10 protein-coding genes and 2 pseudogenes are annotated in these 15,906 nt (G+C 62.8%); 1 reads left to right on the top strand and 11 read right to left on the bottom strand.

What is annotated here, in order from left to right:
• Window positions 1–29: 29 nt before the first annotated feature.
• The 7 genes and pseudogenes from dsbD to istA form a co-directional block, all read right to left on the bottom strand.
• Window positions 30–1,901: a protein-disulfide reductase DsbD gene (gene dsbD, locus L810_RS06115; RefSeq protein WP_042973489.1), complete on the bottom strand. Its 1,872-nt coding sequence runs from the start codon at window positions 1,899–1,901 to the stop codon at window positions 30–32.
• A 73-nt stretch (window positions 1,902–1,974) separates the two neighbouring features.
• Complete coding sequence (locus L810_RS06110; RefSeq protein ID WP_011875594.1) at window positions 1,975–2,325, bottom strand: copper-binding protein; 351 nt, start codon at window positions 2,323–2,325, stop codon at window positions 1,975–1,977.
• Entirely contained in the window at window positions 2,322–5,528 is a 3,207-nt protein-coding gene (locus L810_RS06105; RefSeq protein ID WP_021157489.1) for an efflux RND transporter permease subunit, read from the bottom strand. Before L810_RS06105 ends, L810_RS06110 begins: the two co-directional genes overlap by 4 nt.
• A complete protein-coding gene (locus tag L810_RS06100) occupies window positions 5,525–7,054 on the bottom strand; it encodes an efflux RND transporter periplasmic adaptor subunit (protein WP_011875592.1) in 1,530 nt (509 codons plus the stop codon). Before L810_RS06100 ends, L810_RS06105 begins: the two co-directional genes overlap by 4 nt.
• Before the next feature lie 11 nt (window positions 7,055–7,065).
• Window positions 7,066–7,539, bottom strand: a pseudogene (locus L810_RS06095) (TolC family protein); the annotation flags it as partial.
• Between the two features lie 100 nt (window positions 7,540–7,639).
• A complete protein-coding gene (gene istB, locus L810_RS06090) occupies window positions 7,640–8,389 on the bottom strand; it encodes an IS21-like element ISBmu3 family helper ATPase IstB (RefSeq protein WP_009687279.1) in 750 nt (249 codons plus the stop codon).
• A 15-nt stretch (window positions 8,390–8,404) separates the two neighbouring features.
• Window positions 8,405–9,955: an IS21-like element ISBmu3 family transposase gene (gene istA, locus L810_RS06085; protein ID WP_012213865.1), complete on the bottom strand. Its 1,551-nt coding sequence runs from the start codon at window positions 9,953–9,955 to the stop codon at window positions 8,405–8,407.
• 48 nt (window positions 9,956–10,003) lie between these two features.
• On the opposite strand from istA, the gene L810_RS48350 reads away from it, so the two are divergent.
• Window positions 10,004–10,141 (top strand): hypothetical protein, encoded by a 138-nt coding sequence (locus L810_RS48350; RefSeq protein ID WP_006400880.1) that lies wholly within the window; start codon window positions 10,004–10,006, stop codon window positions 10,139–10,141.
• 96 nt (window positions 10,142–10,237) lie between these two features.
• Here L810_RS48350 and L810_RS06080 read toward each other — a convergent pair.
• The 4 genes and pseudogenes from L810_RS06080 to L810_RS06065 all read right to left on the bottom strand — a co-directional run.
• Window positions 10,238–11,062: pseudogene (locus tag L810_RS06080) on the bottom strand (TolC family protein); the annotation flags it as partial.
• A gap of 91 nt (window positions 11,063–11,153) precedes the next feature.
• Window positions 11,154–11,522, bottom strand: coding sequence for a hypothetical protein (locus L810_RS06075; RefSeq protein WP_011875590.1), 369 nt, complete (start codon window positions 11,520–11,522; stop codon window positions 11,154–11,156).
• A 358-nt stretch (window positions 11,523–11,880) separates the two neighbouring features.
• Window positions 11,881–12,246: a Tn3 family transposase post-transcriptional regulator TnpC gene (tnpC, locus tag L810_RS06070; RefSeq protein WP_009693043.1), complete on the bottom strand. Its 366-nt coding sequence runs from the start codon at window positions 12,244–12,246 to the stop codon at window positions 11,881–11,883.
• On the bottom strand, window positions 12,243–15,239 hold the full coding sequence (locus L810_RS06065) for a Tn3 family transposase (protein ID WP_011875589.1): 2,997 nt from the start codon (window positions 15,237–15,239) through the stop codon (window positions 12,243–12,245). The genes tnpC and L810_RS06065 overlap by 4 nt, the downstream gene beginning before the upstream one ends.
• Window positions 15,240–15,906: the final 667 nt, after the last annotated feature.

Below are 15,906 nucleotides of genomic sequence, written 5' to 3'. Positions count from 1 at the left end.
GAGTCCTGCTGCGGCCGCCGACAGCTGCGTTATTGCGCCACATCACTCGACTGCAAGCGTTTCAGATGGGCCAGGAATGCGTCCGCCCCAATAAATCCGACCAGTTGCGCATCAGGCTGCTCCCGACCAGTTTTGTCGAAGAAAATCAGGGCCGGAGGGCCAAACAGACCGAACCGCCGCAGCATCGCCGTGTCGGCCTCGGTATTTTTCGTCACGTCGATGCGTAGCAACTTCCAGTGCGTAAACTCGTCCATCACACGTGCATCAGTGAACGTGAAGCGCTCGAGTTCCTTGCAGGTGATGCACCAGTCCGCGTAGAAGTCCACCATGACAGGTGTTCCTCGTGCGAGCTTGAGCGCCTCGTCCAGCTTGGCGTTCGAGGTGATCGTGTCGAATCGCGCTGCCGAACTTGCGCCACCTCCCGCTGACGCCGACATCCGCGTCAAACCGCCCAGTGGCATCAGCATGTCGAAATTGCCCGATGCGACGCCAACAAACTCGGCGATACCTGCGACCAGCAGCAACACACCGAGCGCTTTGCCGACTCGGGCAATCCCCGTCGCGCCGGCCGGTAAAGGGTCGATCGCACGTAGCATCATTCCGCAAGCAGTCAGCAGCAATGCGACCAGTGACATCAGCAGCCAGACAGGCAGCAGTGAATAGACGAACCACAGCGCTGCGGCCAGCAGCATGACACCGAGTGTGTTCTGGACCGCGACCATCCAGTGTCCCGACTTGGGTAGCAGGCGCGTTCCGAACGTGCCGACAAGCAGCAGCGGAATGCCGATCCCGATACCCATCAAATACAGCGCCAGCGTACCGCCTGCGATGTCATGACTGTTGGCGATGTAGACCAGTGCGCCTGCCAGTGCCGGTGTGGAACACGGCCCGACAATCAGCGCGGACAACATGCCCATCACGAACACCGGCCCAACACGGCCTCCGGGCAAGCGTCTGCTCCATCCCGCAAACCGCGTCTGCCAGCCCGTCGGCAGTTGCAACCTGAACACGCCGAACATACCGAGCGCGAGGATGAGCATGAGCGCGCCGAACGTGGCCAGTAACCAGGGTTTCTGCGTCACCGCCACAAGTGGAATGCCAACGACTGCCGCAATGGTTCCAGCCGCCGCGTATGTCATCGCCAGTCCTTGTACATAGGCGAACGACAGCGAAACCCCGCGCCATACCGGCAACCGCTCACGGGTACCGTTAATGACCGCCGTGACGATAGGGATGAGCGGATACATGCACACGGTGCCCGCCATCAGCAGACCAGCCACCAGAAAGCCTAGCAATTCGGCGATGCCGATCCCATTGGCAGGACGCAGCGGTAGACCCGGTACGGCGGACTGCCGGCTTTTCTCGACGACAGGGAAGTCCGCTGCATTCGCACTCCCAACGAGCGCTGCGAGCGTCACAGCACCGTCCGCAGCGATCCGAAAGCGGCGCGTCTGCGGCGGATAGCAGACCCCCACGTCGGCACATCCTTGCGATGTAACTGTCAGCATGGCGCTCGACGTGATCGCAGCGGACAACGGAAGACGAATCCGGACGGGCTGGTGATAGACCTGGACCACGCCGAACGTCGGGTCGTTCTTCGACTCGGAGGGCGGCATCGAATCCGGTTTTACCAGTGTGCCGTCAACCGCAAAGCTGATTCGGTCGCGATACAGGTAATACCCGGGCTTCGTCTTGAAGTCGAGCACGACCTCCATCGGGCTCGCGAGGCTGACGGTCAACGGAAATGCCTGCTCAGGCGCAAGCAGTTCGGATTCGTTGACTGCGTAAGCCGAAAAGGATGCGGGTCCGAGCAACAGGACAAGGGCGAAGCGAAGTATGCGACTCAATATGTCCGCTGTTTGGTAGTCAGACTGATACGCGTTGGATGATGTCGTTCGCATGGTGGTCTCCTCGCCCGAACTCCTGGCTGCCGGCGCGCGGACAGAAGCCTGCGTGCCAGCCATCAACGCTTCGTCACAAGCGCTTTTCGAGTTTTACGATGGTCAGGGTGCCGTTGACTTCTTCGACGCGCACCTTGACCTTGTCGCCTTCCTTGATCTGCTTGACCATCGCGGCATCCTTCGCCTTGAACGCCATCGTCATCGGCGGCATGCCGACGTTTTCCAGCGCGCCGTGCTTCAGCGTGACCATGCCTGTCGCCACGTCGACTTTCTTGACCTCTGCGTCGGTGAGCGCATTGTTCGACGACACTTTCATCGCGGAAGCCCTGGTCGACATATCCATGCCGGCCATGTCGTTGCCGGCAAATGCGGGCGTGGCGAAAGTGGCTGCAAGGGCAGCGGACATAACAAACAGTTTCTTCATTGGATCTCTCCAGTTTGGTTGACTGGCACGTTCGTGCCGGAAGGGTTTGTGTGGGGAAAATGGACAGCGCTGGCCTGTCGTGCGCGACGACGCTGCAACAGGAACCACGCTGCGGGAATCACGAACATCGACAGAAGTGGCGCGGTCACCATGCCGCCGACCATCGGCGCGGCGATACGCTGCATGACCTCCGACCCTGCACCGTGCCCGACCATGATCGGAATGAGGCCGGCGAGCACGACGGCCACCGTCATTGCCTTCGGCCGTACGCGCAGCACGGCGCCTTCGCGAATCGCGTCGAACAGCAACGCCTCGGTGAGCAGCTCGCCATCTTCCAGCCGGCGATTGAGCGCACCTTTCAGGTACAGCAGCATGACCACCCCAAACTCGGCAGCGACGCCCGCAAGCGCGATGAATCCGACCGATGTCGCGACCGACACCGCGTGGCCGAGTATCCAGATGAGCCAGAAGCCGCCGACCAGCGCGAACGGCACGGTCGACATCAGCAGCAGCGCATCGGCGGCGGAGTTGAAGGTCAGGAACAACAGCACGAAGATGACAACCAGCGTCACCGGAATGACGGTCCGGAGCCTGGCCGCCGCGCGCTCCAGGTACTCGAACTGGCCCGACCACGCAATCGAGTAGCCGGGTGGCAACTGGACCTGCCGAGCCACGACCTGCTGCATTGCCTTCACGGCGGATTGGAGATCCGTGTTGCGGATATCGACGTAGACGTACCCGGAGAGCCGAGCATTCTCGCTGCGAATCATCGGCGGGCCGTCGGCGATCGTGATGTGGGCGACGTCGCCGAGCTGGATTTGCGCGCCGCGATCCGTGACGATTGGCAGTTGCCGCAGCTTCTCAAGCGAATCGCGGAATTCGCGCGGGTAGCGGATATTGATGGGGAAGCGCTCGCGGCCGGCAATCACCTCGCCAACGTTCTCACCGCCCACCGCCGACGACACGACCGACTGGATATCGGCCACCGACAGTCCGTAGCGTGCTGCGGCGAGCCGGTCGATGTCCACGTCGATATAGCGCCCGCCGTTGAGCCGTTCCGCGAGTGCGGACGTCACACCAGGGACACCTTTGACGGCCGTTTCAACCTGCGTCGCGATACGGTCGATCTGCGTCAGGTCCGGCCCGGAAATCTTGACGCCCACCGGCGTCTTGATGCCGGTCGACAACATGTCGAGGCGATTGCGGATCGGCGGCACCCATACGTTCGAAAGACCGGGCACCTTGACCGTCCGGTCCAGCTCATCGACCAGCTTTTCCGGCGTCATGCCCGGCCGCCACTGGCTGCGCGGCTTGAACTGGATGGTGGTCTCGAACATCTCGAGCGGTGCCGGGTCTGTGGCCGTATCCGCCCGGCCCGACTTGCCGAACACTGTCGCGACCTCGGGCACGGTCTTGATGAGCCGGTCGGTTTGCTGCAGCAGCTCGCTCGCTTTCTCGGCGGAAATGCCCGGAAGAGCGGTCGGCATATACAGCAAATCGCCCTCGTCGAGCGGCGGCATGAATTCGCCGCCAAGACGCGAAATCGGCAGAATCGTCAGCACCAGCGCGACAACTGCGAGACCAATCGCCGCCCACGGCCAGCGCAGCGTCGCCTCAAGCAATGGACGATACAGCCAGATCAGCACGCGATTGATGGGATTCGCGTTCTCATGCGGAATACGGCCGCGGATCAGGTAACCCATCAGGACAGGCACGAGCGTGACCGACAAACCTGCTGCCGCCGCGATCGTGTAGGTCTTCGTGAACGCCAGCGGAGAGAACAGCTTGCCCTCCTGGCCTTCCAGCGAGAACACCGGAATGAACGACAGCGTGATGATGAGAAGCGAGAAGAACAATGCCGGCCCGACCTCAGTTGCCGAAGCTGCGATGAGTTCCCAGCGCTGCGCGGCGGTCATCCGTGTCTCGGGGAACGCATGCTCGAACGCTTCCAGGTGCTTGTGCGCGTTCTCGATCATCACGATGGCCGCATCGATCATCGCGCCGATCGCGATCGCGATACCACCGAGCGACATCAGGTTCGCGTTGACGCCCTGATACCGCATCACGATGAACGCGGCCAGCACGCCGAGCGGCAACGACAGAATGGCGACGAACGCGCTGCGCAGGTGAAACAGGAACACCGCACAGACGAGCCCAACGATGATGAACTCCTCGATGAGCTTGTCCTTCAGGTTGTCCACCGCGCGTTCGATGAGTTGCGAGCGGTCGTAAGTCGTGACGACTTCGACGCCGGGTGGCAGCGAGCGCTTCAGGTCGGCGAGCTTCGCCTTCACCGCGTCAATGGTCTTCAGCGCATTTTTTCCCGAGCGCATCACGATGACGCCGCCGGCGACTTCGCCCTGACCGTTCAGCTCCGCGATGCCGCGACGCATCTCGGGGCCGATCTGGATGCGTGCGACGTCGCCCAGCAGCACCGGCGTGCCCGCGTCGTTGGTGCGCAATACGACATTCCGGAAGTCGTCGAGCGAGCGCAGATAGCCCGACGAGCGCACCATGTACTCCGATTCGGCCAGCTCGACGACCGAGCCGCCGGATGCCTGGTTTGCCTTGCCGAGCGCATCGGTCACCGCGGCTTGCGTGATGCCGTAAGCGCGCAGCTTGTCCGGGTCGAGCACGACCTGGTACTGGCGCACCATGCCGCCGATGCTGGCGACCTCGGAGACGTCCGGCACTGCTTTCAGCTCGAACTTCAGGAACCAGTCGTTCAGCGCGCGCAGCTGTCCGAGGTCGTGCTGTCCGGTCTTGTCGACCAGCGCGTACTCGTACACCCATCCCACGCCGGTCGCGTCCGGCCCGAGCGAGACGGTCGCGCCCTGCGGCAGGCGGCTTTGCACCTGATTCAGGTATTCGAGCACGCGCGAACGTGCCCAGTACTGGTCGGTCTTGTCGTCGAACAGCACGTAGACAAACGCATCGCCGAACGACGAGTACGCGCGAATGGTCTTTGCGCCCGGCACGCCGAGCAGCGTCGTCGTGAGCGGGTAGGTGACCTGGTCCTCGATAACCTGCGGCGCCTTGCCCGGATACGATGCCTTGATGATGACCTGTGTATCGGACAGGTCGGGCAGTGCGTCGAGCGGCGTCTCGGCGACCGAGTAGAGGCCCCAACCGGTCATGAGTACAGTCGCGAGCAGCACCAGGAAACGGTTGTGGATGGACCATCGGATGAGCCGGGCAATCATTGCACGCCTCCGACCGGTTCGACCTTCGTCAACTGGTAGCCCTCATCCGACTGCTTGAAGACGAAGTGCACCGTCTGTCCGGCCTTGACGTCGGGGAAGGCATCGGGAGCGGGCTTGTTGAACGCCATCGTCATCGCGCCCCAGCCGAGCGCCGGCACGGGTTGATGGGAGAACGTGATGTCCGCAGCGGTCACTTTTTCGACCTTGCCGGTGGTCTCGTACGTTTGTGCTGCGACGGCGGGTGCGGACGCCGGTGCGCTTGCGCTTGCCCCCGTGCTGCCCTCCAGCCTCGGCAGAACGGACTTCAGGCTCGCTTCGGAATCGATCAGGAACTGGCCGGACGCGACAACGGTGTCGCCGTCGTTCAGGCCGCTCAGCACCTCGGTTTCGTTGCCAATGTCATTGCCCACGGTAACCGTCGCCGGCTGAAGGCGCCCGTCGCCGTTCTTTACGATGACGACCGAGCGCTTGCCCGTTGTGATCACGGCTTCGGAGGGCACCAGCAGTCGCGAGACAGCCTTCTGGCCGGCAACGCGCACGCGCATCAGCATGCCCGGCGTCAGCTTGAATCCGGCGTTGTCGATTTCCAGACGCGCCTGGAGCGTGCGGCTGGTGGTGCTGATGCCCGGCAGGATTTCGCGGATGCGACCGTTGAAGTGTTGTGTCGGGTCGCCTGCGAACGTCGCATCGACGGTCATACCGGGTTGTACGCCCAGCGCGAGCGCCTCGGGAATCTCGACGATGAGCCACAGCTTCGACAGGCCGGCAATCTTCGCGAGTGTCTGGCCGGGCGCGACCATCGCGCCGTCGCGGACGTTCAGTTCGCTGACGACACCGGACTCGGGCGACGTCAGCAAGACGTGCGTCTGGGCCTTGCCGGTTCGGTCAAGGCTCGCGATGATTCCATCAGGAATCGACAAGGCGCGCATCCGCGCTCGCGACGCTTCGAGCAAAGTGGCGTCCATGCCGCCGCGCTTGAGTGCGAGATATTCCTCCTGCGGCGCGAGCCATTCCGGGACGAACAGCGATGCGACTGGTGCGCCTTTTGCGATGCGTTGCATCGGCGCGTTCGCATAGAGCCGGTCGATGTAGCCGGTGACGCGCGACTGCACGACATCCGAGTGCGATTCATCGAACTGCGTCGTGCCGATGGCATCGAATCCGCCGGTCGTTTCCTGCCGACGCACGGTCGCATAGCGAATGCCAAGATTCTGCTCAAGCCCCGGGTCGATCTTGATGCCTGAAGAGCTCTCGCCTTCATCCGCGTAGACAGGCTCAAGTTGCATGTCCATGAATGGCGATTTACCCGGCTTGTCGAAATGCTGGTTCGGCACCATCGGGTCGTGCCAGTACAGCACCTTCCGCCCGGTCTTCGGGTCGATCTTGCCGCCCGGCGAGGCGGCGCCAGTCGAGGCAACTGCGGTGCCGGTCGCCGCGTGACGCGTTCCCGCGAAATAGCCCGCGCCGAGCAGCGCCGCGCCGGCAAATACCGTCAACACCGCGCGTGCCAAAGGTTTCCTGTTCATGCTGTTCTCCGTCATTGCGCGGCGGCCATCGTCGGTGGCACGACTTGATATTCGAGCTGCGCCCAGGTCTGCGACACCTCTCGTTTGAGGTCGAGCACCTGCAACTGCGCTTCCAGTTGGGCACGGCGGGCAGCGAACGTGTCCGCGAGCGAGCCGCTACCAGCGCGATAGGCAGCATTCGCGAGTTGCACGCGCTGGTCCGCGGCGGGCAGCAACGACTGGCTCAGATTGGCGATGCGCTCGCGCCCGCTCGCCAGGGTCGCGGATTGTGCGCGGATGTCGGCTTGCACCTGTCGCAGCGCGTCTTCGTACATCAGCCGCGCCTTCGTGGCGAGTTCGGCTTTCTCGGCGACGTCGCGGTCCTGGTTGTTTTTCCGGTTCAACGGCAATGGAATGGTGACGCCGACGGACACCATATTCGAGTACGCACCGCCGCGTTGCTGGTACGCGACCTCCCATGTCCAGTTCGGGCTGCGCTCGCTGTCGGTGCGGATTTCGGTGATGGTGATCAGGCGTTTCGGCGAACGTGATCAGTTTGGAAGGTGGTGTTGCGCGGTCAATGGATTATAGCGAAGGTGATCACGATCAGGATGCGGAGGACTGCTTGGCGTTGGTCTTTCGCATCGACTCGCCCTTCAACGGCAGCTTGTGGGCCTGATGGACGAGCCGGTCGAGGATCGCGTCGGCGAGCGTCGGGTCCTGAAGCCAAGCGTGCCAGTGTTCCAATGGCAGTTGGCTGGTAATGATCGTGGAGCGCGTGCCAACGCGATCGTCGAGCACTTCGAGCAGATCGTTTCGGGCACCCTGATCGAGATCCTGCAGCCCCCAGTCGTCGAGCAGCAGGACGTCCATCTTGGCGAGCTGCGCGAGCCGCCGCGTGAAGCTGCCGTCGCCGTGAGCGATCTTCAATTCCTCGAACAGCCGGGCAACGCGGACGTACATCACGGAGAAGCCTTGTCGGCAGGCCTGCTGACCGAACGCGCACGCAATCCACGTCTTGCCTGCGCCGGTCGGCCCCGTCAGGATGAGGTTCTGCGCGTTACGGATCCAGTCGCAACCGGCAAGTGCGGCGACGACGCTCTTGTCGATGCCGCGGCTCTGCCGGTATTCGATGTCCTCAATGCAGGCCTGGGGATTCTTGAGTTTCGCAGACTTCAGCAGCCGTTCGAGCCGCCGGGTATCGCGCCAGGCGAGCTCGCGCTCGACGACCATGCCGAAGCGCTCTTCGAACGACAGGCTGGTGCTGGCGGTCAACGCCGTTTGTTCCTCGAACGCGCGGGCCATGCCGTCGAGCTTCAGGGACTTGAGCTGGGTTAAGGTTTGCTGCATCAACATTGCGACCTCCTTGGGTCAGTGGTAATACTCGGGCCCGCGCACGTTCTCGTGATCGGGCGAATGCCATTCGGCGGGCGGAATCGGGAGCATCGGCTGTCGGTCCAGGCCGGATTCGAGGATCGACAGCACGGAGCGGCGGGTCGGTGAGCCGATCACGAGCGCCCGCTGGCAGGCGGCTTCCAGCCGTTCCTTGCCGTACTTGCGCGAGAGCGACAGCAGTCCGAGACAGGCACGGTACCCCATCTCGGGATGGGGCCGGTTGGTCAACAGATGTTTGACGATCGCCTCGGCACCGGGACCGACCGAGGCGCCCCAGTTCAACAACCGGCCTGGCGTCCATTCCATGTGGGCGCGGTGCGCCGCCGGCATATGCTCAGGCAACGTCGTATGCTTGTTCCGGAGTCGGCTGCGGGCGTGGGCGGCAACGCGCTTGCCGCGGTGCAAGATCTCGACGCCGTGGCGCGTCACGCGGGCATAGACTTCCTGGCGCACGAGGCTGTGCGGGACGCTGTAATAGTGGTGATCGACTTCGACGTGGTAGTCGATGTTGACGCGGCACTTCACGAAGGTCGCGATCTCGTATCGGCGTGTCGGCAACGGGCGCAGCGCCGGGCGGTCTAGCCGCTCGAACCATTCGCGGCGGTTGCCGTCGAGCTTCTTGAACGGACGCCGGTTCAGGTCGGTGATCAGCTTGCCGATCGCCTTGTTCAGCTCGGCCAGGCTGTAGAAGCGGTGGTTGCGCAGCCGTGCGAGGATCCAGCGCTCGACGATCTGCACGCCGACCTCGACCTTCGCCTTGTCCTGCGGCTTGCGCGGCCGCGCCGGCAACATGGCGGTCGCGTAGTGGTTCACGAAGTCCTGCGTGGTGTTGCCCAGCACCGGTTCGTACCGGTCCGCCTTGGCGATCAATGCCTTGGGGTTGTCGGGCACCAGCAGCTCGGGGACACCGCCGTAGAATTCCAACGCGTCGATCAGGCTGCCGATCCAGTCGGGCATGGCCTCCGAACGCGTCGCACATGCATAGGTGTAGTTCGAGGCGCCGAGGACGGCCACGAACACGTGAGCCTTGAACGCGATGCCGCCGTCGCGACCGAGGATCGGCACAGTTTGCCCGGCGAAGTCGGCGAACAGCTTCTCGCCGGCGCGGTGTTGCTGGCGCATCGAGCGCTTCAGCGCCGCAGCCCAGTCCTTGTACCGCTGGCAGAACTGCGTATAGCGATAGGTGCGTTGGCCTGGGTGAGCCTCGACGTACTCCTCCCAGAGCAGTTGCAGCGTCACGCCCTTGCGGCGCAGGTCGCGGTGCATCGCCGCGTAATCCGGTTCGACCCGGCGGGTCGGGACCGCGGTTTCCTCCGGCAGGTCCAACCTGATCTCGAGCTCGTCGTCGGCGAGCGGTTCGACGGTAGCCCAGTCGAGGCCCGCCGCGCTCGCGCGGGCGGCGTATGCCGAGATGGCGCCGACGCTGATGCCGATCGCGCGGCTGATCTGGCGGTGCGACAGGCCGCACGCCCACTTCAGCCGCAGTACTTCCTTCAGTTTGCGCATGCTCATCCGATGTGCCGGCATCAACCTGTCCCCTAAAAAGGATCAAGGCTAACGCCCGTCGTTGATCACATGCGCAACACCACCGCCGAGCCGGAACGGCTATCCCGTTTCGGTCGCGTGATCAGCTGTTTCGGTTCGCTGATCACTCATTCCGGGAACGTGATCACCCGCTTCGGCAAGATGATCGCTCGTTTCGGAAACCGGTGATAAGTGATCACCTTCGACCGAAACGACCGATCACCATCAATCGGAACCACTGATCACGTTCAACCGAAATCGCTGATCACGCTCGCCGAAATACGCACTGTCGGCGACTGCCGTATCGGCATCAGCGACCGCGATGTCATCCGCGGCGGCGACGAGCGTCGGCTGCGACAGACGCAGTTCGTCAGGTGGGAGCGACGACACGAACGACTCGGGCGCCGGCGGTTCACCGGTCACATCGGAGACGGGAACGGCCGTCCAGCGTGACAACCCAATAAGCGCGGTCTGATAAGTCTGTTGCGCCTTGAGCACCTGGTCCTGAGTCTGCGCGAGCATCACCTGCGCCTGTACCACGTCGGCGGTGCTTGCCTTGGCGCCGCGATACGACGCCTTCGTCGCCTCCAGCTCGTGGTGCATGTGGTCGCGGAGCGCCTGCTGCAGCGCCAGCGCCTGTTTCGCATACACGGCGTTCAGCCAGGCTGTGGAAGTTTGCTGGCGAACGTTGGCGAGTTGCACCAGATAGTCGGCGCGCTCGCGCCCGACCACCTCATCGGCCAACGCGGAACGCAGCTGCCGCTTCTCGCCAGATACCCACTCCTGTTCGATGCCGATGCGGCGCATCGTCATGAAGTCCTGGCCGATGGTGAAGCGTTGCGGACCGTTGACCGGCAGGTTATCGATGCCGGCCTTGAGCATCGGGTCCGGCAGTTGTCCGGCCTTGACGGCCGCCTCGGAGCTGGCGCGGACGGACGACTGCGCGGCCTGCATCGATGCAGAGCGATCGGTCGCCGACTGTAGCGCGGCGTCCAGCGTGAAAGGCGCCTGCTGGGCGTGAACGACGCCCGCGACGAGAAGCGCGGCAAAAAGCGTGTGCACGCGCCAAGGTACACGCCGGCGCAGCGGCGTGCCGAAAATGAATGGCATGTTCTAACCCCAAAGGCGAAATCCCATAGGGATTCCGCGTCCGGCATACGACGAACCTCACCGCAACTGCGGTGAACCTGTCAGCGAGGGATTAGACGAGACGCGGCGGTCGCCATAACCCGTTCGGGTCACGGACCGGAAGAGACTGGGTGTAATGGAAGATGACAGGCGTGCCGACCGCAGCCGGGCGGCCGATTTCAGCCCTGGCGGCCGGGTGATAGAGGCTGCCGAACTGGCATTGGGCGGTTACTTTGCAAAACATGCCCTTGACCTTGGCCTTGTCGACGGATGCGGGCTTCATCGAATCGCAGCCCGGCATGTCAGCGGATACGCTGGCGTCCGCATCCATGGACATGGTTTGCTGCATCGGACATTCACCGGTCAAGCCACTGGCTGCCAGCCCACTGATGGGCAGCACCGCGCAGAGCAGCAACAGGATGACGGTCCGGAGCAGTTTCATGGCGGAAATTATAGCCTGCAGCCTGGCGCGATCGCGGTGGATAATTGCACTACTTTTTGTCGGACCACGATCTGAACCAGACGGGCAGCTTGCAATGCGAACGCCAATGGCGACTGCGGGGTGCGGAGGAGACCAATCAGGAAGTAGCTGATTTCATTATGCAACTCAGTCGGCGGATGCGGGCTTCGATGCGTGCTCGCACTCGAATGTCGCGAAGGTCGGTCAACCAGCGTTCGAATACGGCGGTCTTGATGAGTTCGATCATGTGTCAACTATGGCTGACACTTTTCGACCGTGTCAACTATGACTGACAATGATCGGGCCACCACATACTGTCTCGATCGGTGGGCGGGCGCCTTCAACCCTCGCCAAACCCGTCGTCCGGGTGCAGCGCTTCGAGCGGTTCGAGCATCGTCCTCACCCGCGTGAGTTCCATCACAAATTCGTCAATCAGATCAAGCGCGCCCAGCACCTGCTCGGGCAAGGTACCTTCGCGGCGCGACGGAACCGACGGTGCGCCATTCAATACTGAGTGCGCCATGCTGTGGATCTCAAGCAGATCGTCGCGTAGCCCCTCGGGATCATGAAGCTGGATGCGTATGCGATCGACAATATCGACGGCGGCCAGCAGGCGGGTGGTATCGTAGCTCGATTCGAGCCGCTCGAGCGCGGCGGTGTCGATATCGCCGAAATAGGTCGTCGTGATGGCCGGGCGTGCAGTCATGGTCGGGGTGCATAGGTACGGGCAGCATGGCCGAACAGCGGATCCTTGATCCAGGCTTCCGGCCGACGGTCCAGGTGCAGTTTATAGTGGCCGAAGCGGCGGATGTTGTGGGTCGGGTACGGGCTCAGAAACTCGATGTCTTCGGCGCGCACTTTCTCGCTGTTAGCCGCCATCTCGCGCAGCGCCTGCATCATGTCCACCGTGTTCTGCAAGATCACGGCCGATGCGACCAGGTCATTGTAGCGTAGCCGTTTCTGCTGTTCCTCCGGCTCGTTCTCGGCGATCACGTCACCGCCGAACGACAGCCATTTGGAGAAGCCGTTGTAAGACTCGATCTTGTTCGTGTTCGCGGTGACCTCCTGCCGCAATTCGAGGCTGCCGATCCACTCGAGCAGAAACACCGTGCGAACAACGTTGCCGAGCTCGCGCGCGGCCAGGTACAGCCGGTTCTTGCGGCTTTCGGAGCCGAGCCGGCGCAGCAGCAGCGGCGACGAGATCGTGCCTGCCTGAATCGACAGCGCGACCTGCATCAGCTCCTGCCAGTGCTGCTCGATCAGCACCCAGTCGATGGTCGCCTTGAACAGCTTGTCGACGTGCTTGTATTTGGCCTTGCTGTCTGGGCGGTACAGGACGAGATCCTTCCAGTTGCGAATCCGCGGCATCAGGTTGATGCCGAGCAGGTACGTGAACGCAAAAACGGCGGCCGACTGCCCCTGCGTGTCGGCATGGACCGTATCGGCCTTGATCGACAGGCCCGCTTTCAGCAGGCCCTCGATCACATAGATCGCCTCCCAGACGCCCGGCGGAATGAAGTGCTGGAACACCGCGATATAGTTGTCGGCAACGTGCCGGTACGCGACCGCGCCCATTTTTCGGTAGCGGAAGTGATAGCCGGCCAGCAGGTTGTTGTCGTAGAAGTCGTACTGCGTGCCGTCGGCCGCCACCGTCTTGCCATCGCCCCAGTGTTTTGGCAGGTCCAGCCGCAGGTACAGTTCGATCAGCTCGCGCTGTGCAGTCTCGAGCTTGTCCAGGCTCACGTGCCGACGGTTGACGAACGACAGCATGTGCGCGGTGACATCCGAGTCGAGATGGCGGGCCGCCTGGGTCGGGCCGAGATTGCAGCCCATCGCGAAAATCGTGAGCAGGTAGCGCTCGGCCGCCTTGCGAATCTGGGGATCGCTCCCGGACAGCGGCCCGAAGTGCCGCGTGAAATGCGTCCAGTGTTCGATGTTCGCGAGGATGTCCAGCATGTTTCGCGTCGGCAGGCGGGCGTTCAGCCGCTCCTGCAATGCGATCGCGCTCGCCGGGATCTCTTTCGCGACGGTTTTGCGCAGGATAGGTTCGCCGTGACGATCGATCACGACGTGCTCGCGCTTGCGCGGCAATTCGTCGTCGAGCTTGTGGGAAGCGTCGGTCAGCCATTGACGCAGGTGGCACACGAAGTCACTGCTGGTCGTGGGCATGCCGAGCTTGTCGCAATAGTCTGGCAACTGCTGCTCGCATTGCCGCCATGGCAGGAGGTGATCGCGATAGTCGGCGTAGGCGTCGGAGCCGGACACGCACAGATCGCCGACCCGTAGCTCTTCGGCCATGTACGAGAACACGCAGAGTTCGAGATACCGTCGATTGGTCGGCAATCCGTCGCCGTGGGTGCGACGTGCGAGCTTGCGCCACCGTGGCGCCGCAAAGCCCAGGTCAACATCAGCATCGATCCACTCGCGATGCCGCGACTCGTTTTCCAGCACGACGTCGAGCGCATCGAGCAGCGTGCGGACCGGGCTGGTCGAATCCCATTCGAGCGTACGGGCGACACGCATCATGACCGAACGGTGGGCCTTGAAGTGCTTCCAGAGCAGCGGCAGATAGTTGCGGCCGCTGAACGCGCGGATCGCCGCACAACTCTCGCGCAACGGCTCGAGATCGCCTTTCGGCGCAAGCAGCTTCCTGACCGCTCGGGCGATGGCCGTCTCGTCGGATTCATCGGCGAGAATGTCGACCACACCGTCCAGCAAGCCGACGAGATCCTCGACCTGATCACGCTGTTTTCGCTGAATGGCGTCCAGTTCGTCGCTCGCGCGCTTGTGGATCGCGCCCATGCGCCGGACGAACATGTCGGCGAGATCGTCGCGGGCGCGCACGCGCATACGGTTGAGCAGCGCGACGATCAGCGTGTAGCGCTTCTCGGGCGAAGTGTCGTTCCTGAGCGCCGACGCGTCGAGCGCCATCGCCTGATTGGCGAGCGAGCGCAACTTTGAGGCTGGAATCCCGGCGACGGCCAGTGAGAAATCGCCGAGCTCGTCGAGCCAGGAGACCTGCTCAATCAGCAGGTCCAGATGCTGGCGCGATGGGCGTTTCGCGTGACGCTTGATCCGGTTGTAGGCAGTCTGCCGGCTTGACAGATCACGCGCGAGCAACCGGTCGAGCGCGAGTTTCTGCTCATCGGTCAGGCGTCGCGTGACGCGCTTGAAGAGCCGGGACTGCGCCCGCGCGTGAATCTGTTCGGTCAGCCGATCGAGCGTCGAGAACGCCGGCAGTTCGATATCGCGCGCGATGAGTTCGTCGATCGTCGCGTTGATGATGTCGACCGGTTGGTCCATCGTCAGCGACGCCGTGTGCGCCGCCCGTGTCGCGATCGCGTTGGCGTCGGTGCCGTAATACGGCTTCACGTCCAGGTAGGTGCGAACCGCCGCGTAATGCCGGAACAGCGTTGGGGAGGTCTCTGTGTCGTAGCCGAACTGTACGGAGTCGCCGATATCCGCGGCTGCCCGAATATGCTCGACAACGGCGGCCGGAATGGTGTCGGCCGGCGGGAAATAGTGCAGTTGCTGAAAGACCTTCAGCAGCACCAGCAGGCCCAGTCGAGGTCGCTCACCGCGTGTTGAGCGGCGCGCCCATTCGAGCTCGTCGGGCAGTGGGGTGTAACAGGCTTGCAGTTCCCGGGGTGCCAGAACCTCGGGAAAGCGCGGGTACGCGGTACGTTCGAGGGTAGCCATTGCGGATCGTCCGGATCGCAGAGGGCCGCTTAGATTAGCGCAATAAAAATCTGGCGTTACTGCGCAAAATAGTAATAAGCAAGGCGGAGTTCATAACTACAAGGCTTATGATAGGAATTCGCGCTTACCTTGTCCATGCCCCCAGTTGATGCGCTACGTCAGGATCTCAGCAAGCAGCGAGACCTGTATAAGGCCCGGGCCGACGCTGCGGAAAAGCTCTCGCAGCCGAAAGGACGCCGGTCCAATGCGATGCGCCGGATACTGGGAAATCGGGCACTTTCAATTTAATTTCGAGGAAGCGACCGATATGGGTGCTCGTGAGAATGCTCTTGCCCAGCTGCTTCGCATCACCGGACACGATGTCAGGGAACACAAGCGACTGCCACGGCCTGGATTGACGCTTCGTTCGGGCGGTGCGGACCATTTGTGGACGGAGATCGATCGCGTGTATCGTGAGCTCGGCGGTGTGCTTGCCGAATGCCCCCTGCGGGTGGGGCACTGGGACATGGCCTCCTCTTGATTTCGTTGCGTTTTACCGGTGTTGCTCGATCTAGATCCGACAATGGCTTGCGGTCTGCCCCCGAAATAATTTTCAATCAATTCAACGACTTCCTGATTGCTTCTTGTCTTGGCTGATCCTTTCGCCGACCATAGCCCGGCGACCGAC

This window comes from Burkholderia sp. AU4i, assembly GCF_000466765.1.
Lineage (GTDB): Bacteria > Pseudomonadota > Gammaproteobacteria > Burkholderiales > Burkholderiaceae > Burkholderia > Burkholderia cepacia.
The sequence above is the reverse complement of the archived record's forward strand: the minus strand, read 5'-3'. Positions and strand labels throughout refer to the sequence as shown.